Origin of the sequence: Bacteroides sp. AF32-8BH (assembly GCF_003435205.1) — a bacterium.
Taxonomy (GTDB): Bacteria; Bacteroidota; Bacteroidia; order Bacteroidales; family Bacteroidaceae; genus Bacteroides; species Bacteroides ovatus.
The window spans coordinates 209,230-229,225 of sequence record NZ_QVLZ01000004.1; the positions used below are offsets into that span (position 1 = coordinate 209,230).

Sequence of the window (19,996 nt, forward strand, 5' to 3'; positions counted from 1 at the left end):
AATTCGGATATCCTTTTTTATTGATGTTGTAATGTTTTCTTATTCTATGTTTGCTCCGTATCCATCCATATCTGTTGCCAAGACAAATATACCGTTTTCTACATCAGTAATGGTCAGTGGTGCAGTGGCGTGAGGAGTCAATACATAGGGGTCAACTTTCGCACTTGCATCACAGTTGCTATGGTAATTATACCATTTACTGTTACTTGTTAATCCATATACGATATTATCTTTAACATCTACTGTAGTTACACTTACAGGATGAGTATCATTTCCCACGTAAGTATAAAGGTTGCTATTCTTTGCAAAACTTGAGTCTACATAAAAGATGTTTTTTGTCATCGTGAGACTACCTTTATTATGTCTGAAATATGGATTGTTTCCTGCAATATTAATTACTGTATTATTAGATATTATTGCAGTAAGATTTCCTTCTGTAAAGTCTGTTTGTAATCCCCAATTCAATATTTGACCCACATAAGGTGTTTTACTGTATACTATATTATTGGTAAATGCAAATTTCTTGTATGGAGCCAAGTTTTTGGTTGTATATAGATGTATGAGAGCTTTGTTGTCTGCATTGACCATAATACGAGTTCTATTAATAATGATCGTATTGATACCATTCAAATTGTCTTTTGCTGTATCTTGATAAATTGGGTTTTTAACGTCGCTGATCTTACATTCATCTATGATCAAAGCTGTGAAATCAGTAGCACTTGAAGTATTCGAATTGTTGAAATATTGTCCATCAGTAGTGAAACTACTCATATCTAAATGAATATTCTTTATGAAGATATTTCCAGAGACTGTTTTCCAAACCCTACTAGGTTTAATGACAGGTTTAGAATCAGAATATTTCCCAATGATAATAATTGTATTATTAAGGTTTACAGGATTGATTGTTGTAAAATCATTATTTCCTGTTAAGAATAAGATTTTGACTTTCTTGGAATTATTGATATAGCTGTCAAGTTCTGGTTCTGTTCCATCCAACTCTACTACTTCTGCATCGGGATAAGTATTTTTATCAAATGTGATATCACCGATTGTTATACTTTCTCCGTTATCGAATTTTGCTTTATAGTCAATCCGTGTTTCTGCTTCTCCAAGCTCTACCTGTATTTTTGCGATGGCAGCATATGCTCCTGAAGTTGCAAGAATAGATACGTCTTTGGTATTATCAGCGACGGCACGCGATAGAGTTTTTGCTGTTGCAGGAGCTTTTATTGTCAATGTTCCTTCATCGTTATCTGCGGACGGTTCAGACAAAGTCGCTTCCCAACCTTCGGGAGCGGTAATGATATAAGATTCTACTCCCTTCATGTGTACAATGAAATCTTTCGTAGATCCTGCTGCGATTCTTTGTATACCTACAATACTTTCATCAAACTTGCAGTAGAAGTTGCTGATGATAGGGATAGATAACTTTGTGCCATCTCTTAATTCAATATTGAAGTTGTTGCCAACCTTTTCTACAGAGTTGAAAAATTTATCTTTTACGGCTTCCCCGTCGGTTGCTTTTACAGGATTGCCTGCAGAGTCCTTTACGTTCTCATAAGTACTACCGTCGTAGCTGACTTGCCAGTATCCTGTTGCTGCATCGATTTGGAAAAGAGGAGTCTTTCCATTTTCAGCCGTTGCTTTTATAGGATTCCCGCTTTTATCTTTCAGTTGTGTGAAAGTGCTTCCGTTGTCATAGCTTACCGTCCAATAACCATCGTTGTCGATGCCCATTTGAGGAATCAAGGCACCCGCTCCGGTTTCTTCAACGAGTTTGAGTGTCTTGCCATTACTTAATGTAATGGTATATATACCATCCTTTAATTCAATATCAGTAATGGTAGCGCCTTCTTTGCAAAGTTCGCGTACGGCTTCAATGTTCCAGTTCAAATCTTGAACGGTTTTTTCAAGGGCGGTAACACGAGTCTTTAAATCGTTAACGTCGTCCCATAAGTCGTCTGTCTTATTGCATCCTACCAGACATACAGTCAGTAACATACATACGTACCAAAGTTTCTTCATAATTGTATCTTGTTTTTAAAGTTATTACTGGAGTGAATTTAACCAAGCCGGAACTGCACCTAAACGTTTGCGTAATTGGGCTTCATAGAGTGAATATGGAGTAACGGTATTACCCTGTTCTTCATTCAACTTCATTTGGCTTTCATCGAAATGAATACTACCGCCATGATATCCCACTACGATAGGAGGAAGGAACTTCCACCAAAGAGAATTGTTGTCCCACCAGATGAATGGAGAATCCGCAACATTGTTCTTGGCATTAAAGTTCCACAAAGTCAAATCGGCTAAGTGATTAGGCATTTGGTTGTAATCACCTCCCTGGCGGAATCTCATAAAACCACCTGTACAACGGTCAATCAGCGTTGCACGAGGTTGTGTGGCATGAGACTCAAAGCAACCGTCAGTTCCCCAGTCTACATTCCAAATGACAGCACCTATACTTTGCTTGGATACACCACATGCGTGGTATTGGCCTGCTCCTTGTTCGTATACATTTTTGTTATCTATAAGGAATCCGTTTGATTTGTCCGTCACTTTGCCTATAAATACGCGTGACGAGGCTTGCGAACGGATAGCTGCGTGACCACGGTTTCCGTCAATGACCACATCGTATACGGATACATTGGAACTGTTGACGATCGAACTTGCTTCGCTGACGCTACGAAAGCCCACGCGGCGCATCCATGAATTTGTCAGGCGAATAAGATTGATAGGCTTGTAGGCTCCATCGTCCTCCCATGAACCGTGATGAGTAAAGTCAACTTTAGCTTTTCCTTCAAAGGTCATATCTTCCACACCTACATTCTCATAGTGGGGATATTTTTGGATAGTCCATTTCCATTGTGGATCTACAGCATGCATGATTGGCTCTTTGAAAGTAACAGTTTGCCCGTCGATGGCTGCTACTAAATGATAATCGAAGACCTGTACGCCATCTTCATGTAGATTAGTCATGTTTGAAGTGGGTTGGTAAGGTGCTAATTCTGCTTTGATAAGTTCCGGACTATTATCAGCCAGTTGTAAACATACCCAATCTCCGACTTTAATACCTGTGGTGGAGGCCACTTCTACTGAGAAAGTCCCCTTTTCGGCGTTTCCCGTAACCTCGGTAATAGGGGATAATCCACTATTATGCTTGATTTCCAGCATGACAGGTGAGGAATACATGACACTTGGATTGGTCGGTTGGTTAGGGGCATCCATTTTTATGACAGTTTGGTCGCGTCCGTCACCTTTCAGGATTACTCCTCCCATTAATAACTGAATTGTTTGTGATTTTCCATCTACATCATCGGCTGCCGTATGCAGAATGTATTCTCCTTTAGGAAAATAGATTATCGCCTTGGCATTGTCCACTTTTGAGCCTATTTTGGCTAATATTTTGGTTAAGGCTTCCCGGTCGGACTTGCCGTCATTGGGAATAGCACCGTAATCTTTTACATTATATACAGTGTAACCTAAAGACCATACATCGGGAGGTGCGACTTCACCATGTTTATAACCAGCATAAGAGAAATCTAGCAGTACATTATCTGCTTGTCCTAAGTTAAATTTGTTCCATACATCACATGTGTTGGCATCGTAGCCTGTTGTCAGTAGTCGTACTTTGAAAGATATTATGCGGATATAGTTTTTAGAAGAAGTAATAATAATATTGATTGTTTCTTCTTTATTCTCTATATCATTTGCTTTCGGTGAAGTAATGGAAAGTTCATTATCTTTTAAAACGACATTCCATCCTTGTGGAGCTTTAATCACCGCTCCTGTAACATCTTGTTGTTCCACTTCATAAAGGCGTGTTTCGTTTAACGGGAAAATAGGAGTGTTTTCCATACCTTTTATCTTTAGATAGAATGTATCGATCACTTGAAGTTCAATGGTCTTATCGCTACCATATATAATGGTTAGTTTCTTGCTGGTAGTATCATATTCTACCTTGTCAAAGATCGAATTTTTTCCGGCACTTTCAATGGCTTCAATTTTGCTGCCGTCATTATTGGTCAGATACTGATAAGTTTTTCCATTATCATAGCTAACTAGCCAATAGCCTTCTGCATCTACTTTTAGTTTAGGAGATTGAATAGGGGTGGACGGCCCGTTAGGATCGGTCGGCTTACTGGTTGGAATGGCATATATCTTATTGCCATTAGCATCTTTTAGAGGCATGTAGGTGGTGCCTCCATCAGTGCTATAAATCCAGTATCCTTCGTTATCTACGGATAAAGTGGGGACTAGCGCATTAACGTTTTCTCCACTCATGACGGTGATACTTTTTCCGTCACTTAATTCTACAGTATAGCCATTTTCGATAGGTGTGATACCCACGATGACCGGATCATTTAATAAATACTGTAAACTTTCGATAGAAGTGTTCAGTTGATTAGCTGTTTCTTCCAATACTTGGACGCGATTTTTTAGCGAATCAATTTCAGAACGCAGGTCATCCGTTTCTTGGCAAGATTGCAGAACGAATAGCATGCTGCAAATACCAAATAGTAATAGGTAGGTAATGCTCCTGTTTTTCATACGTTTATTATTTCGGGTTATTTATAATTTTCACAATGGCAAAGATAACCGGATAAAATAAGAGTATATGGATAAAAAAATTCAGGAATACGATGAAATAATACATTTTACACGTCTCTGTGATAGATTGCGACTTTATGTATTATTAGAGCAGGTCTACCCATTGCTCGTTGCTTAATATAGGTAATGGCTCACTATCGGCAACAAATGTTTCCGCTAGTTTTCGTTTCTCATCTTGTAGGTGAAGAATCTTTTCTTCGATACTGTTTTGGGTAATGAAGCGGTAAGCAATTACTTGCTTGTCCTGCCCGATACGATGGGCGCGGGCGATCGCCTGCGATTCGGCGGCAGGATTCCACCAGGGGTCTATGATAAATACATAGTCGGCTTGAGTCAGATTAAGTCCCACGCCTCCTGCTTTTAGTGAAATCAGGAATGCCTGGACGTCTTTTTGATCGGTGAAATAGGCGATTTCGGAAGGACGGTTGTTGGTCGATCCTGTTAATAAGGCATATTTCCAACCCCGTTCGTGGAAAGCTTCGGCGAGCACCTCCAGATGTCTGACGAATGAGGAGAAAATTAAAACTTTGTGGCCTTCGCTCTGTAGCGTATCGAATGTTTCGATTATCTGTGCCGTTTTTCCGGATGTTCCGGTATAGTCGGGAAGGATAAGTTGCGGGTGGCAAGATAGTTGTCGTAAACGTAAGATGCCATTTAATACACTAAACGAATGAAGCCTGTCGGTACTTTGAGGATGCTGAAGAAGGATGTTGCGCAGGCTGTTTTTCTCCTGTTCGTAACAAGTATTCTGCTCTTCAGTCATGTCGCAGTAGATGGTCTCTTCGGTAAGTGCCGGAAGTTCCGGAGCTACCTCTTTCTTGCTTCTACGGAGGATAAATGGGGCTGTCAGTTGTTGCAATAATACTTTTGCACGGGCATTCCCCTGACGAATCGGCATTATAAACTGCTTTTGGAAAGCATTTTCCGTACCCAGTAAGTCTGGTTGTATAAAGTGAAATTGAGCCCACAGGTCCTTTAATGAGTTTTCGATGGGAGTGCCAGTAAGTACAAGCCGGTGTTTACTTTGTAGTCGAATGGCTGACCGGAAGGTGAGCGATTCGCTATTTTTGATATTCTGGCTTTCATCGAGCACGATGTATTCGAAACGGTATGAACAGAGTATATCAATGTTATTCCTCATCATGCCATACGTCGTAAAGATCAAGTGAAAATGACCGAAGAATTTTTCCGGTTGTTCCTTGTCTATAGCCATGGTGTTGTTGTATTCCGCCATCGAGAGTGCTGTAAAGCGTTTGGCTTCCCGTCGCCAGTTATGAAGTAGCGATGTGGGGACAACGATCAGGGTAGCCGGTTGTCTGGGGGTAGATGGTTTATATATATACTGTAATAGAGTAAGAGTTTGGAGTGTCTTCCCAAGCCCCATGTCATCTGCCAGGCATCCGCCAAATCCTTGTTTATGCAAATGTACCATCCATGAGAATCCTTTCTGCTGATAGGGACGTAACGTTGCTTTGAGGTTTTTGGGTACGGCAATATTTTGTATCTGTTGCTTCACCGGAAATTTCTTTAATTCCTCTTCACCTAAGGCGGTCTGTGCGGCACCTACAAATGTATGTTTCAAGCGGATTCCTTTTTCCGTTTGAATTCCCATCTCTAGTAAATTCGCATATTTGCTGAACCATTCCTCTGGCAGGAGAATCATGCGGCCATCAGGTAACAGATATTCTCTCTTTTCCTCCAGGATATGTTTGCGGAAGCGTGAAAAAGGAATACGCAGATTGCCGATAACAACGGTGATGTGCAATTCAAACCAGTCGACCTCATCGTCACAACTTTGCTCGATGCGTATCTCGTCCAGGCAATAAGGTGTGTTTCCCATATTGCTGGTGAGATGGAAGGACTGCTGCAACATCTCCCGATGGTTGTTGATCCATTCGACGATCGTTTTCTCCGGAGCTTCAGGGGATAGGCTGAAATGTGTATTATTGAGTTGTTGCAGGCCTGCATCCGTTAAGAGCTGAACGACTTGTTCTTCAGCAGTAATGTTCCGGCGAAAAAAGAAGATTTCACCGGATGTTTTCCGATAAATGATTTTTTTCATTTCAAGGGCACTATCCGATGTAAATGTCTGATCTCCATAACGGAAACCAAGCTGCAATGCTTGTCCGTTGTACGTGGTATCTTCGAATGAGAGAATTGCTTCACAGGGGCATTTCTCTTCCATTATACTCAAACCGTGAGTCTCGATTTCATGATAACGAGCAATCGGGATAACAATGTTATCTATGTATTTTTCAATTTGGGAAGCGTCTACGCTGATCGATCTTTTCTTTGTAAAAGGTAAGATGCGTGCGCTTTCAATGTGCGGAAAGAAGTATAGCTCCATTCCCAATAATAGCGTGGCTGGTGCGGATGTCAGTACAACCACAGGTTTCAACTCACTTAAAGAGAATGGCTGTCCTTCATAATAGCACTGCAACTGATAACGAAACGTTTTATTGTCAACATGAAACGTTACACGAATTTCTGCATTATGAGGATTTATGTGATAGGCATGATGGGCGTATAGTATTTTACTGCCGGCTTGTTTCTGATAAAAAGGCAGTCCGTTGTCCCGTATCAGTATCAGCATTTCCAACAGTTTCTTTTCGATAGATGGACGGATATCATTCTTTATTCGTTCCGGATCTTCGGATAATTTATGTAAAAAACGCGATACTGTTTTTTCGCGGGAGTAGACACTCATTAGATGCTTCTCTGTATAATAAGAGGCGATATGAATAGCTTGTCTTTCTGCCTCACTCATCTTGCTCATAGCTTCGGGAGAGGCGTGAAATGCTTGTTCTACCAATTGCAAGGTACCATCGTCCAGCTTTTCCGCAATATAGGGAATCAGCAATATGCCGAGTATCGGATGCTCTGTGAAAACGATTATAACTTGTCCGTTAGTTGGTCTCTCTTTCATTCTCTTTTAGACTTTAACAAACAAAGATACGGGAAAATACTTAATTTTGCAGCATGATGGAGGAAAACAAACGAGTATTGCTTGGAATGAGTGGCGGTACAGATAGTTCTGTTGCTGCTATGCGATTGCTGGAAGCCGGTTATGAAGTGATCGGAGTAACCTTCCGTTTTTATGAATTGAATGGCTCGACAGAGTATCTGGAAGATGCCCGTAATCTGGCAGAACGTTTAGGAATACGGCATATAACATACGATGCCCGTGAAATATTCAGTAAACAGATTATTGAATATTTTGTGCAGGAGTATCTGGCAGGACGGACTCCAGTCCCTTGTATATTGTGCAATAATTACCTGAAATGGCCTCTGCTTGCTAAAATTGCCGATGAAATAGGCGTTTTCTACATCGCTACCGGGCATTATGCACAGAATATACAACTAAATAATACCTTTTATATAACATACGCTGCCGACTCGGATAAGGATCAAACCTTCTTTCTATGGGGATTGAAACAAGATATTCTTTGCAGGATGTTGTTGCCGATGGGGGATATTACGAAAGTGGAAGCTCGTGTCTGGGCTGCGGAACATGGGTTCCGGAAGGTGGCAACTAAAAAGGATAGTATAGGCGTTTGTTTTTGCCCAATGGACTATCGAACTTTTCTGAAAAACTGGTTGGCTCAAAATAATGAGGCATTGGCAGAAGAAGAGCAGATGATGGGGGAGAATCAAGCATTGGTTGGAGATTGGCAAGTATTGGTTGGAAGCAATCAGGCAGGACTCAATAAAGTGAAACGAGGAAGGTTTGTCGATGAAAAGGGAGATTTTATTGCCTGGCATGAGGGTTATCCTTTTTATACCATTGGACAGAGACGTGGCTTGGGCATTCATTTGAACCGTCCCGTATTTGTGAAAGAGATTAATCCTGAAAAGAACGAAGTAGTATTAGCTTCTCTTTCAGCTCTGGAGAAAACAGAAATGTGGTTGAAAGACTGGAATCTTGTCAATCAGGAGCGTACTTTAGGGCATTCTGACATCATTGTGAAAATACGGTATCGCAAACAGGAAAACCATGCTACGATTACCATTACACCAGATCATCTACTGCATGTGCAACTTCATGAGCCTTTAACCGCCATTGCTCCGGGACAAGCTGCTGCATTCTATAAAGATGGCTTATTATTGGGAGGAGGGATAATAGTCAACGCCCGGTAATTAGCCGACATAATTTAGGCACGGATTACACGGATAAACACGGAAAGAGAATAAACTTTATCCATGTAATTCGCATAATCCGTGCCTGGAAGAAATTGGAGAGGTGCTTCGAAACGCTCTCCTTGTACAAGTAATCTCTGTAATAAAGAAAACTAGTGTCGGTTATGTCTTGGTTTTTGGTTATTCTTCCGAAAGAATGCTGTCATTCAGCGCTAACATTGTTTCTATATATTCGCGCGTATTACTTAATCTGGGGACTTTGTGTTGTCCTCCCAACTTTCCTCTCTGTGCCAGCCAATCATGGAATAATCCCTCACGGGCAACGATTACTTCCAATGGTTGCAGAGCTATATCTTTCCATCGTTTCGCCTCATAATCGGAGTTGACCTCCTTCAGTGTGGCATCAAGTATCGCTGCAAATTTTTCTACTGAATCCGGCATCTTAGCGAACTCTATTAACCACTGGTGCCGGCATTTGGCATTCTCATCCATAAATACAGGTGCCGCGGTGTATTCACTAACTTGTGCTCCGGTTTCGGCACAAGCCTTTGCCAATCCTTTTTCAGCGTTATCGACAATCAGCTCTTCGCCAAATGCGTTGATGAAATGCTTTGTTCTTCCTGTGATGACAAACTTATAGGGATTCTTGCTGGTAAACTTCACTGTATCCCCAATCATGTATCTCCATAAGCCGCAAGAAGTAGAAATGACCATTGCATAGTTCTTGTTGAGCTCGACTTCTTCAAGGCAATAAGCTCGTGGACTCTCTTTTCCTACTTCCTCCAGCGGAACAAATTCGTAGAAGATTCCGTAGTCGATCATTAATAACATGGCAAGATCAGAGAGGTCGTTTTGAGTTCCAAAATATCCTTCCGAAGCATTATAAGTCTCTACATAATGCATTTTCGGTGTTTGAATTACCTGCTTGTATTGCTCACGATAAGGAGTGAAAGCCACTCCACCGTGGAAGAAAACTTCCAGGTTGGGCCATACTTCTTCCAAAGCCTGTTTTCCTGTCTTTTCAAGAACACGTTTGATAAGTACCAGCATCCACGACGGTACGCCGGACAAGCTTGTCACATTTACCGGAATAGTGCTGTTGGCGATTGCTTCTATTTTGGTCTCCCATTCGCTCATCAATGCAATTTTCTTGCTAGGTACACGAATGAAATTGATAAGCGGATTCACATTTTGAATCAGAATAGCGGATAAATCTCCTACTAAACTATGGTTAGAGTTGAGGTTCGGACTATGGCTACCCCCGAGAATCAGTCCCTTGCCGGAGAAAAAATGGCTATCCGGATTGATGCGGAAATAAAGAGCTGCCGCGTCTTTTCCTCCTCTGTAATGAATGTCTTCCAGTGCCTCTTTGCTGACGGGAAGGAATTTACTTTTATCATTAGTCGTTCCGGAGGATTTTGCAAACCAGCGTATCTCCGATGGCCAAAGCAGATTCTGTTCCCCGGCTCGCAAACGTTCTACATAAGGTTTGATTTCTTCGTATGTTTGGATAGGAACACGTTTTCGGAAATCTTCATAGTTACGGATAGAGGAATAATCGTACTTTCTTCCCCATTCAGTTTGAGCGGCCTGGCGTGTTAAGCGGCTTAACACACGATGCTGTATCTCACTAGCCTGACTAGCATATAGGTCTATCTGTTTTAAACGGGAATCGAAAGTCTTACTAATAATTTTTGTAATATTCATTTCTGCTTTAACATAATAATGTTTAGTCGTGCAAAAGTAACTTATTTATCTTTTTTTTCTATCTTTACGACGGAAATAATCGTTAAAAATTGACGACTTTCATATAAATCCCGAATTTTAGACTAAAAAATGCGACAATGAGAATTGGAATCTTAACATCCGGCGGGGACTGTCCCGGTATTAATGCCACGATTCGTGGCGTGTGCAAAACTGCCATCAATTATTACGGAATGGAAGTGGTAGGTATTCACAGCGGTTTTCAGGGCTTGCTGACTAAAGATGTCGAATCTATTACAGACAAGTCGCTCTCCGGTTTGCTCAATCTGGGTGGAACGATGTTAGGAACTTCTCGTGAGAAGCCTTTCAAAAAAGGAGGCGTTGTCTCTGATGTTGACAAACCGTCTTTAATTCTTCAGAATATCCATGAAATTGGGCTGGATTGTGTCGTTTGTATCGGTGGAAATGGAACGCAGAAGACTGCAGCCAAGTTTGCTGCAATGGGAGTTAACATCGTATCTGTTCCTAAAACCATTGATAATGATATTTGGGGCACGGACATCTCTTTTGGCTTCGACTCGGCGGTAAGTATTGCTACCGATGCCATTGACCGTCTACATTCCACCGCAAGCTCTCATAAAAGGGTGATGGTGATTGAAGTGATGGGGCATAAAGCCGGTTGGATTGCTTTGTATTCCGGTATGGCAGGAGGAGGGGATGTGATTCTCGTTCCTGAAATCGCTTATAACATTAAGAATATCGGCAATACGATTCTGGAAAGACTAAAGAAAGGCAAACCCTATTCTATTGTAGTGGTAGCGGAAGGAATTCAGACTGACGGGCGTAAACGTGCTGCTGAATATATCGCGCAGGAAATTGAATATGAAACCGGTATAGAAACCCGCGAAACAGTTTTGGGGTATATCCAGCGTGGTGGTTCGCCTACTCCTTTCGACCGCAATCTTTCTACCCGCATGGGCGGGCATGCAACAGAATTGATAGCCAATGGCCAATTCGGGCGTATGGTGACTTTACAAGGAGACGATATAGCATCTATTCCTCTTGAAGAAGTTGCAGGAAAACTGAAATTAGTTACTGAAGATCACGATTTGGTGATTCAGGGTCGTCGCATGGGGATTTGCTTTGGCTAGTTGCCGGAGCTTCTGTGGCCTGCACTGTGGAAATCTCATCGACGAGGATGTTTTCTTCTGAAACATTTTCCGGTTCTATCTCGGGATTTGTGTTCAGTTCGGTTTCGGGCTCATTCTCAAGCCCGCTTGCCAATTCAGTCTCAGAATTAGTCGCAAATTCAACTTCCATTTCTGTTTCCATTTCAGTAGCAGTTGCCGAATGTTGTATTTTAATCTCTTCGATGGTTGACATAAATGTCGGTTCCTTTACCTTCTTTATAGCCATCTGGGCGGCATTCTGTTGAGACTCCTTCTTGGAATATCCCGTACCTGTTCCTGCCGGAAGTCCTTCAATACGTACTTCAGTTTGGAATACAGGGTTACTGTCATGATCGAGAAACTGCTCGATTAATTCAAAGGAAACCTCCATTTTGTTCTTTTGGCTCCATTCGATAAGTTTGGATTTGAAATTAACCTCTTTTCGGGATATTTTATCCAGATCGATATAACGGTTGATAATCCGTTGTTCCATAAACTGTTTGCAACGTTCATATCCCTGATCCAGATAAATAGCTCCGATAAACGCTTCAAAAGCATTTCCGTACATGTAGCTGTTGTGAGAGGAAGAGCGGGTAGAATACTTGATGAGCTTATCCAGGCCGATTTCAACGGCCAACTTGTTCAACGTCTCCCGTTGTACAATCTTGGAACGTGTATTGGTTAGGAAACCTTCCCGTTTCCCTTCGAAACGTTTGTAGACAATATCTCCCACGATGGCGTCGAGGATGGCGTCACCTAAAAACTCCAGCCGTTCATTGTTGAGGGGACGTCCCTTGTCGGAGCGGACAGAAGTCGATTTGTGCAGGAGAGCCTGCTCATAAAGCTGGATATTGCGCGGGTAGAACCCGAGTATCCGGTAAAAACAAAGATAAGACTCTCTATCCTTGCGGAACAAGAGCCTTATCTTATCTATTTCGTTACGTAACACGATATTACTCTGCGTATTTCTTGAAGATAACACACGCATTGTGACCACCAAATCCAAATGTATTGGACAAGGCAACATTAACTTCGCGTTTCTGTGCTTTATTGAACGTGAAATTAAGGTTGTAGTCGATGTTCTCGTCGTCGTCACCTTCTTCGTGGTTGATAGTCGGAGGAACAATGCCGTTCTTAATGGCAAGGATGCTTGCAATAGATTCTACCGCACCGGCAGCTCCCAGCAAGTGACCTGTCATTGATTTGGTTGAACTGATGTTCAACTCGAACGCATGATCACCGAATACTTCCTTGATTGCTTTTGCTTCTGAAATATCACCAACCGGAGTAGATGTACCGTGTACATTGATATAGTCTACTTCTTTCGGATCCATTTCCGCATCTTCCAGTGCATTCATCATCACCAGTTTCGCTCCCAGACCTTCCGGATGAGAAGCAGTCAAGTGATGTGCATCTGCAGACATACCTACACCGGCAACTTCTGCATAGATTTTTGCACCACGAGCTTTAGCGTGTTCCAGTTCTTCCAGGATCAAGCAACCGCCACCTTCGCCCATAACGAAACCATCGCGGCTTGCGCTAAACGGACGTGAAGCTTTAGAAGCTTCGTCGTTGCGTGTTGACAAGGCGTGCATAGCGTTGAAACCGCCTACACCTGCCGGGAAGATTGCTGCTTCCGAACCACCGGATACAATTACATTTGCTTTACCCAAACGAATCAGGTTGAAGGCATCTGCAATAGCGTTGGTTGAAGTAGCACATGCTGAACAAGTCGCGTAGTTAGGACCATGGAAACCATACATGATAGAAATCTGTCCGGCTGCAATATCCGAAATCATCTTTGGAATGAAGAACGGATTAAACTTCGGACCCATTTCCTGACGAGTGTAGTAGTTGCCTACCTCTTCTTCAAATGTATGTATACCACCAATACCGGCGCCGAAAATAACACCGATTTTGTTCAAGTCTTCTTTCTCGACGTCAAGACCGGAATCACTCACCGCTTCTTTAGCAACAGCGATGGCATATTGAGTATACAAGTCCATCTTTCTTGCTTCTTTGCGGTCTATGTATTTCGTTGCATCGAAGTCTTTCACTTCGCATGCGAATTGGGTCTTGAATAACGACGCATCAAAATGAGTAATAGGCCCTGCTCCACTAACCCCGTTCACAATGTTTTCCCAAAATTCGGGAACGCTGTTGCCAACGGGAGTAATGGCGCCAAGGCCTGTTACTACCACTCTTTTTAATTCCATATTGATGAAATCGAATTACTTAGCGTGTTCTTCGATATAAGATACAGCATCACCTACAGTACCAATCTTTTCTGCTTGGTCATCAGGAATAGAGATACCGAATTCTTTTTCGAATTCCATGATAAGTTCTACAGTGTCAAGAGAATCTGCTCCCAGGTCGTTAGTGAAGCTTGCTTCGTTAGTAACTTCTGATTCTTCTACGCCTAATTTATCAACGATAATCGCTTTTACTCTTGATGCAATTTCAGACATAACTTTAAGTTTTTAATTAATAATTAGTTTTATTTCTTTAAATTTGCGGTGCAAAGGAATGAATATTTATCGTTTTGCGCAAATATTTGACTAAATAAATGCAATGTTTTGCACATTTTTCACTGTTTTGTGCATCGAATTTGAGAGTTATGAAGAAAAACATCGCAATTTTCGCTTCCGGTTCCGGTTCAAATGCCGAGAATATTATCCGGTATTTCCAAAAAAACGATTCCGTTCAGGTTTCGTTGGTGCTTTCTAATAAAAGTGACGCCTATGTTTTGGAACGTGCGCATCGCTTGGGAGTGCCTTCTAACGTGTTTCCAAAGGAGGATTGGATAGCCGGAGATGAAATTTTGGCTATTTTGCAGGAGTACCGCATTGATTTTGTCGTGCTGGCTGGCTTTCTGGTTCGTGTGCCTGATTTACTTTTGCATGCTTATCCCGATAAAATTATAAATATACATCCTGCTCTTCTGCCGAAGTTTGGAGGCAAGGGGATGTATGGTGACCGGGTTCATGAAGCGGTAGTGGCTGCCGGTGAGAAAGAAAGCGGCATTACTATACATTATATAAATGAGCATTACGACGAAGGAAATACGATTTTTCAAGCTACTTGCCCTGTTCTTTCGACTGATTCTCCGGATGATGTAGCTAAGAAGGTGCATGCTTTGGAATATGAACACTTCCCGCAAATCATAGAACAGGTATTAAATAATAAGAATTAAGTATCAGGTATTAAGTATTACGTCGTACAGATAATCCTTTGACAGAATTTTATTAAATTTTTCAGTCGATGCGATTAATGTCTGATACTTACTTGAAACTTAATACCTAATACTTAATAATGTATGCTTTCTCTTCTCTCCGCAAAGGATAATCTCCGCGTAGGGTTTCGAATAGCTCCGGTTGATTTTTTAGCCGGTTGCTGTCTTCGGTTGGATTATACATTTGGAGGACTGCTTCTTCGTGGTTTTTTGCATGAATAATGGGGGAGACAAGTGCGGGTGCGTTAATTTCATAATCCCCTTTTATTTGGAAAAAATTGCAGATGGCATCCAATGACATACGTGTGGCGTTTGCTTTTCCATCTGCAGAGTAACCTGCAATGTGAGGAGTTCCGATAAATGTCTTTTCCAGTAGATCACGGTTGATTTCCGGTTCATGCTCCCATACGTCAATGATGGCATCCGAAATCATCCGGCTGTTCAAGGCTTTTAAAAGAGCATCAGTCTGGATGACTTCTCCCCGTGAGGTATTGATGATAACAGGTTTCCGTTTGAGTGACTGAAAGAAAACTTCATCCGCCAAGTGGAACGTTTTATACTTTCCTTCCTTATATAAAGGTACGTGAAAAGTGATGATGTCACACTCTTCCGCTATTTTCTCCAGTGAAGAGAATCGTTCTGCACCTTCTTTTTCTTCCCGTGGCAAATCATTCAATAAAACACGCATGCCAAAATCCTGGGCAACTTTAGCTACTTTACTTCCGACATTTCCTACTCCTATGATTCCAATCGTCAGTTCATTCAGTCTTTTATTCCTGACGGACTTCCATACAAGAAGCGATGACTGTATATATTGGGCGACAGAAGCCGAATTACATCCCGGTGCATTCGTCCATTCGATACCGGCCTGTTTGCAATACTCCGTATCAATATGGTCGAAACCTATGGTTGCCGTCGCTATGAATTTCACTCGACTACCTTCCAATAAATCCCGGTTGCAATGTGTGCGGGTACGGACAATAAGTGCATCCGCATCCCGTACGAGCTCCGGAGTGAAATCTTTCCCCGGTGCATAAACTACCTCATCGGCTATTCTCTGTACCGCTTCTTTTATATAAGGTATTTTATTGTCGATAATAATTTTCATATACAATTCATCTTTTATACCCACAAAGGTAACAAATAAAAAAGTAAGAAACGGTTGCTTGTCTGAAAAATATTACATAGATTTGCCCTATTATATATCTATTAGCTAGTTAAGATTATGACATTTAGTAACCTTTGCAACGAGATTTTTTGGAAATCGACAACAGATTACCATGTAACGGATAGTGTGGATGCTCCGATGAACAATCCTTACGAGTTGAAAACTATTGAGTATTATTTATATCTAAAGAACTGGATTGATGCTGTGCAATGGCATTTTGAGGATATTATCCGTGACCCGCAGATTGATCCGGTAGAAGCATTGGCCTTGAAAAGAAGAATTGATAAATCAAATCAGGACCGTACAGACCTGGTGGAATTAATTGATAGCTACTTTTTAGACAAATACAAAGAGGTGAAACCTCTCTCTGACGCAACGATCAATACGGAAAGCCCTGCATGGGCAATTGACCGCTTGTCAATTCTTGCATTGAAAATTTACCACATGCAGCAGGAGGTGGAACGTACGGACACTACCGAGGAACACCGTGCTCAATGCCAGACTAAGTTGAATATCCTGCTGGAACAACGCAAAGACCTTTCTACGGCTATTGAACAGCTGTTGGCTGATATCGAAGCCGGAAGAAAATATATGAAAGTATATAAACAGATGAAGATGTATAATGACCCGGCATTAAATCCGGTGCTTTATGCGAAAAAATAACGAATGGCGCGTATTCTCATTATTCGTTTTTCAGCTCTTGGCGATGTAGCCATGACAATCCCGGTAATACATTCGCTGGCTGTGCAATACCCGCAGCATGAAATAACAGTGTTAAGTCGTGCTGTATGGCAGCCACTCTTTCAGGGGTTGCCTGCCAATGTGGGTTTTGTCGGAGCTGATTTAACAGGCAAGCACAAGGGGCTTTGGGGCTTGAATAGCCTTTATTCGGAATTGAAAGCAATGCATTTTGATTACATTGCTGATTTTCATCATGTACTTCGTTCTAAGTATTTATGTTTGCGATTCCGTCTTGCCAATAAACCGGTAGCTTCCATTTGTAAAGGAAGGGCAGGCAAAAAGAAGCTGGTTCGCCGTCATGATAAGGTGATGGAAAATCAGAAGAGTTCTTTTCGTCGTTATGCCGATGTACTTGAGAAGCTAGGTTTACCGGTACTATTAAATTTCTCTTCTATTTATGGTGAAGGAAAAGGAAACTTTGCGGAAATAGAACCAGTCACAGGGCCTAAAGAAGATCAAAAGTGGATTGGTATAGCTCCTTTTGCCAAACATGCAGGTAAGATTTATCCGTTAGAACTGCAGGAGCAAGTTATAGCACATTTTGCTGCCAATCCCAAAGTAAAGGTTTTCCTCTTTGGAGGCGGTAAAAGCGAGCAGGACGTATTTGATGCATGGATTGCTAAATATCCTTCTGTCGTTTCAATGATCGGTAAACTGAATATGCGTACCGAACTGAATCTGATGAGTCATCTGGACGTGATGCTTTCAATGGATTCTGCCAATATGCATTTGGCATCCCTGGTCAATATTCCGGTTGTCTCTATTTGGGGAGCCACCCATCCTTATGCCGGTTTTATGGGTTGGAAACAATTGCCGGTCAATACCGTGCAACTCGATTTGTCATGCCGTCCCTGTTCTGTATATGGTCAGAAGCCTTGCTGGCGAGGTGATTATGCCTGTTTGAGGGATATAAAGCCGGAGCAGGTCATTGCGAAAATAGAAGGGCTTGTAGATTAATCCTTGCTGAAGTTCAAATTAGCTGTTTATTGAGCCGAAAGAGCGTAGAATCAAATAATGATGAAAGAGATACAACGAAAGAAAAAGGTACTGATAGATCTTACGAATTATGGTAGTCTCACAGCCGGCTTCGGGCAGATTGCGGCCAACTATGCAACCGCCTTTTCGTCTATGCCGGTAGATGATCTTCATTTTGTATATTTATTGCGGCAGAAATATATGCAGGAATTTGGTCCGAATGTGACCTCTGTTCCGGTACGTCGTATCAATAAGTTTTTTCCTTTTACCCTTCCCAAGGTAGATGTATGGCATGCGGTGAATCAACAGCGCAAGATGTTGCGTATTGCCGGTGGTACAAAGTTTATCTTTACTATACACGACTTTAATTTCTTAACAGAGAAAAAGCCCTGGAAGGCGAAAATGTATCTTCGCCGGATGCAGAATAAGGTCAATAAAGCAGCGGTCGTGACTACGATCTCTCATTATGTGGCAGATGTCATTCGGCAGCATGTAGATTTGAAAGGGAAGGAGATCCGGGTCATCTATAATGGAGTGGAGAGAATCGATACATTGGAAGGAATAAAGCCGTCGTTTGCTACAGGGCGTCCTTTCTTTTTTACGATTGGACAAATCCGTAGAAAAAAGAACTTCCATCTCTTGGTTGACGTAATGCGTTATTTCCCGGAATATGATCTATATATTTGTGGCGATGCTCATTTTGCTTATGCTGAAGAAGTGCGCAATCTGATCCGTGAGAATCAGCTCACTAATGTCTTTTTGACGGATGTTATTTCTCAAAGCGAGAAGATCTGGTTATATCGGAACTGTGAGGCATTCCTGTTTCCTAGTGAGGGAGAAGGCTTTGGATTGCCGGTGGTGGAAGCTATGCAATTTGGGAAGGCTGTATTTGCTGCTAATCGCACTAGTTTGCCGGAAGTTTGTAATGGACACGCTATCATGTGGGAACATTTGGATACAGAATTTATGGTGGAAAGTATCCGGGAGCATCTACCTGATTTTTATAAAGATAAGGAACGCTTGGAGAAAATCAAGGAATATGCCGCTTCATTCAGTTACGAGAAGCATATACAAGCCTACCTTGATTTATATCGGGAGTTAGCTCAATTGCCTTAGTATTGGAATCAATTGCTCGTATACCTTTTCGGGAGTAATTAATGCAAAACGCTCCTCATAGGGTAATGTCGCCTGTTGTTCCGGTGGAAGAATGTCGTCAGGACTAATTCCTTCGGCGAGTACGGAATTGGCGGGTAACCACATTGACTTTGACGCACTTGGTGAATAAATGGCAAATGAAGGAACTCCAAGAGCTTGGGCGATGTGTCTGGCTCCTCCTTCGTTCCCGAAGTAAAATGAACAGTTGGCACAAAGTGCTGCCAGTTGTCGTAATGAAGAAGCTTGTATATCGATCTTGATACGTTCCGGACATCCTAATTCCTTGTAGATATTTCTGGCATCTTCTTCTTCGTACCCCGGCGCGTAGTTGAAGATCATTTGTATGTCCTTGTATTCCTCTAATATTCTTTTCAGTGTGGCTACCATGAACTCCGTATTCCATTTTTTATGGATGAGTTTGGTTGTGACTCCTATTAATAATACAGGGCGTGCAAAATCAATCCCTTCCTTTTCCATATAATATCGGAAATCTTCTTTTTCCCGGTCAGTCAGATATAACTTGAATTCTTTTGTGTATTGAATAGGTCTAATCTTTTCTAATGGTGCTGCAAGCAATAGATTGCGTTGTACCATGTCAGTTGTCAGATTCTTACTGTAAGTGTCTGTCCGGTAGTTCAGTAGAAAATGTGTATATCCTTTAATGCGTCCTATCCGGAAAGGAGTTCTTAATGAAAAAAGAGAGAAAAAAAGGGTCCGGATAGTAGAGCGCATATCGATGATTACATCGTATCTGTTTTTATGCATTACCTGCCATACTTTTTTTATATAAGCAGTGAATGGTTTATTCTCATTCTTGTCAAATGTAATGACTTTATCTATATCCGGATGCCCCTCATAGAGTGGAGCAATATTTTTATTAAGCACGAAGTGTATCTCTGCATCGGGAAAACTTTTTTTCAGCGTGCTGCACAATGCAACAGCCAGAATTGAGTCGCCTATTTGTCTAAATCGAATAATTAGAATTCTTTTGATTGGTTTCATGCTTAAACTTCCTTATGCTTTTTATCGTGCAAACATAACTAAAAAAAAGCATTTATGTCTAAATATAAATGAAAAGAAAAAAGAAAAAATGACTAAAGCGGT

15 protein-coding genes are annotated in these 19,996 nt (G+C 41.6%); 6 read left to right on the forward strand and 9 right to left on the reverse strand.

The annotated features are described in order from the left end of the window. Nucleotides 1–39 precede the first annotated feature (39 nt). The 3 genes from DWZ47_RS04670 to DWZ47_RS04680 form a co-directional block, all read right to left on the reverse strand. Nucleotides 40–2,025, reverse strand: coding sequence for a PL29 family lyase N-terminal domain-containing protein (locus DWZ47_RS04670; RefSeq protein ID WP_004324310.1), 1,986 nt, complete (start codon nt 2,023–2,025; stop codon nt 40–42). Nucleotides 2,026–2,049: 24 nt separating this feature from the next. Beyond that, a complete protein-coding gene (locus tag DWZ47_RS04675) occupies nt 2,050–4,551 on the reverse strand; it encodes a DUF4955 domain-containing protein (protein ID WP_117512404.1) in 2,502 nt (833 codons plus the stop codon). Nucleotides 4,552–4,696: 145 nt separating this feature from the next. Next, nucleotides 4,697–7,537: a DEAD/DEAH box helicase gene (locus tag DWZ47_RS04680; protein ID WP_117512405.1), complete on the reverse strand. Its 2,841-nt coding sequence runs from the start codon at nt 7,535–7,537 to the stop codon at nt 4,697–4,699. A gap of 53 nt (nt 7,538–7,590) precedes the next feature. Between DWZ47_RS04680 and mnmA the strand changes: the two genes are divergently transcribed. After that, entirely contained in the window at nt 7,591–8,748 is a 1,158-nt protein-coding gene (mnmA, locus tag DWZ47_RS04685; protein ID WP_117512406.1) for a tRNA 2-thiouridine(34) synthase MnmA, read from the forward strand. Nucleotides 8,749–8,928: 180 nt separating this feature from the next. On the opposite strand, the gene DWZ47_RS04690 is transcribed toward mnmA, so the two are convergent. Then, the gene (locus tag DWZ47_RS04690) at nt 8,929–10,455 is read right to left on the reverse strand and encodes a GH3 auxin-responsive promoter family protein (RefSeq protein WP_117512407.1); all 1,527 of its coding nucleotides are present in this window, start codon (nt 10,453–10,455) and stop codon (nt 8,929–8,931) included. Between the two features lie 137 nt (nt 10,456–10,592). Here DWZ47_RS04690 and DWZ47_RS04695 point away from each other — a divergent pair, with 137 nt between their 5' ends. After that, a complete protein-coding gene (locus DWZ47_RS04695; RefSeq protein ID WP_099147220.1) occupies nt 10,593–11,603 on the forward strand; it encodes an ATP-dependent 6-phosphofructokinase in 1,011 nt (336 codons plus the stop codon). Here DWZ47_RS04695 and rnc read toward each other — a convergent pair. From rnc to DWZ47_RS04710, 3 genes are read right to left on the reverse strand one after another with little or no spacing between them, the layout of a single operon-like run. Then, nucleotides 11,545–12,609 carry a ribonuclease III gene (gene rnc, locus DWZ47_RS04700; protein WP_117512423.1) on the reverse strand — a complete coding sequence of 355 codons (1,065 nt, stop codon included), beginning with the start codon at nt 12,607–12,609 and terminating at the stop codon, nt 11,545–11,547. The genes DWZ47_RS04695 and rnc overlap by 59 nt on opposite strands. Continuing rightward, nucleotides 12,575–13,837 carry a beta-ketoacyl-ACP synthase II gene (gene fabF, locus DWZ47_RS04705; RefSeq protein ID WP_004307441.1) on the reverse strand — a complete coding sequence of 421 codons (1,263 nt, stop codon included), beginning with the start codon at nt 13,835–13,837 and terminating at the stop codon, nt 12,575–12,577. The genes rnc and fabF overlap by 35 nt, the downstream gene beginning before the upstream one ends. Before the next feature lie 15 nt (nt 13,838–13,852). Then, the gene (locus DWZ47_RS04710) at nt 13,853–14,089 is read right to left on the reverse strand and encodes an acyl carrier protein (RefSeq protein ID WP_004291965.1); all 237 of its coding nucleotides are present in this window, start codon (nt 14,087–14,089) and stop codon (nt 13,853–13,855) included. 98 nt (nt 14,090–14,187) lie between these two features. Here DWZ47_RS04710 and purN point away from each other — a divergent pair, with 98 nt between their 5' ends. Next, nucleotides 14,188–14,814, forward strand: a complete 627-nt coding sequence (gene purN / locus DWZ47_RS04715; protein ID WP_004307440.1) for a phosphoribosylglycinamide formyltransferase — start codon at nt 14,188–14,190, stop codon at nt 14,812–14,814. 106 nt (nt 14,815–14,920) lie between these two features. On the opposite strand, the gene pdxB is transcribed toward purN, so the two are convergent. Continuing rightward, nucleotides 14,921–15,961 carry a 4-phosphoerythronate dehydrogenase PdxB gene (pdxB, locus tag DWZ47_RS04720; protein ID WP_004322488.1) on the reverse strand — a complete coding sequence of 347 codons (1,041 nt, stop codon included), beginning with the start codon at nt 15,959–15,961 and terminating at the stop codon, nt 14,921–14,923. Nucleotides 15,962–16,078: 117 nt separating this feature from the next. Between pdxB and DWZ47_RS04725 the strand changes: the two genes are divergently transcribed. The 3 genes from DWZ47_RS04725 to DWZ47_RS04735 are packed head-to-tail and all read left to right on the forward strand — an operon-like array spanning nt 16,079 to nt 18,853. Then, complete coding sequence (locus tag DWZ47_RS04725) at nt 16,079–16,684, forward strand: DUF4254 domain-containing protein (protein WP_004324325.1); 606 nt, start codon at nt 16,079–16,081, stop codon at nt 16,682–16,684. A 3-nt stretch (nt 16,685–16,687) separates the two neighbouring features. Beyond that, a complete protein-coding gene (locus DWZ47_RS04730; RefSeq protein ID WP_004307437.1) occupies nt 16,688–17,719 on the forward strand; it encodes a glycosyltransferase family 9 protein in 1,032 nt (343 codons plus the stop codon). Between the two features lie 57 nt (nt 17,720–17,776). Next, the gene (locus tag DWZ47_RS04735) at nt 17,777–18,853 is read left to right on the forward strand and encodes a glycosyltransferase family 4 protein (protein ID WP_117512408.1); all 1,077 of its coding nucleotides are present in this window, start codon (nt 17,777–17,779) and stop codon (nt 18,851–18,853) included. Here DWZ47_RS04735 and DWZ47_RS04740 read toward each other — a convergent pair. Continuing rightward, the gene (locus DWZ47_RS04740; RefSeq protein ID WP_004298301.1) at nt 18,836–19,894 is read right to left on the reverse strand and encodes a glycosyltransferase family 9 protein; all 1,059 of its coding nucleotides are present in this window, start codon (nt 19,892–19,894) and stop codon (nt 18,836–18,838) included. The genes DWZ47_RS04735 and DWZ47_RS04740 overlap by 18 nt on opposite strands. Nucleotides 19,895–19,996: the final 102 nt, after the last annotated feature.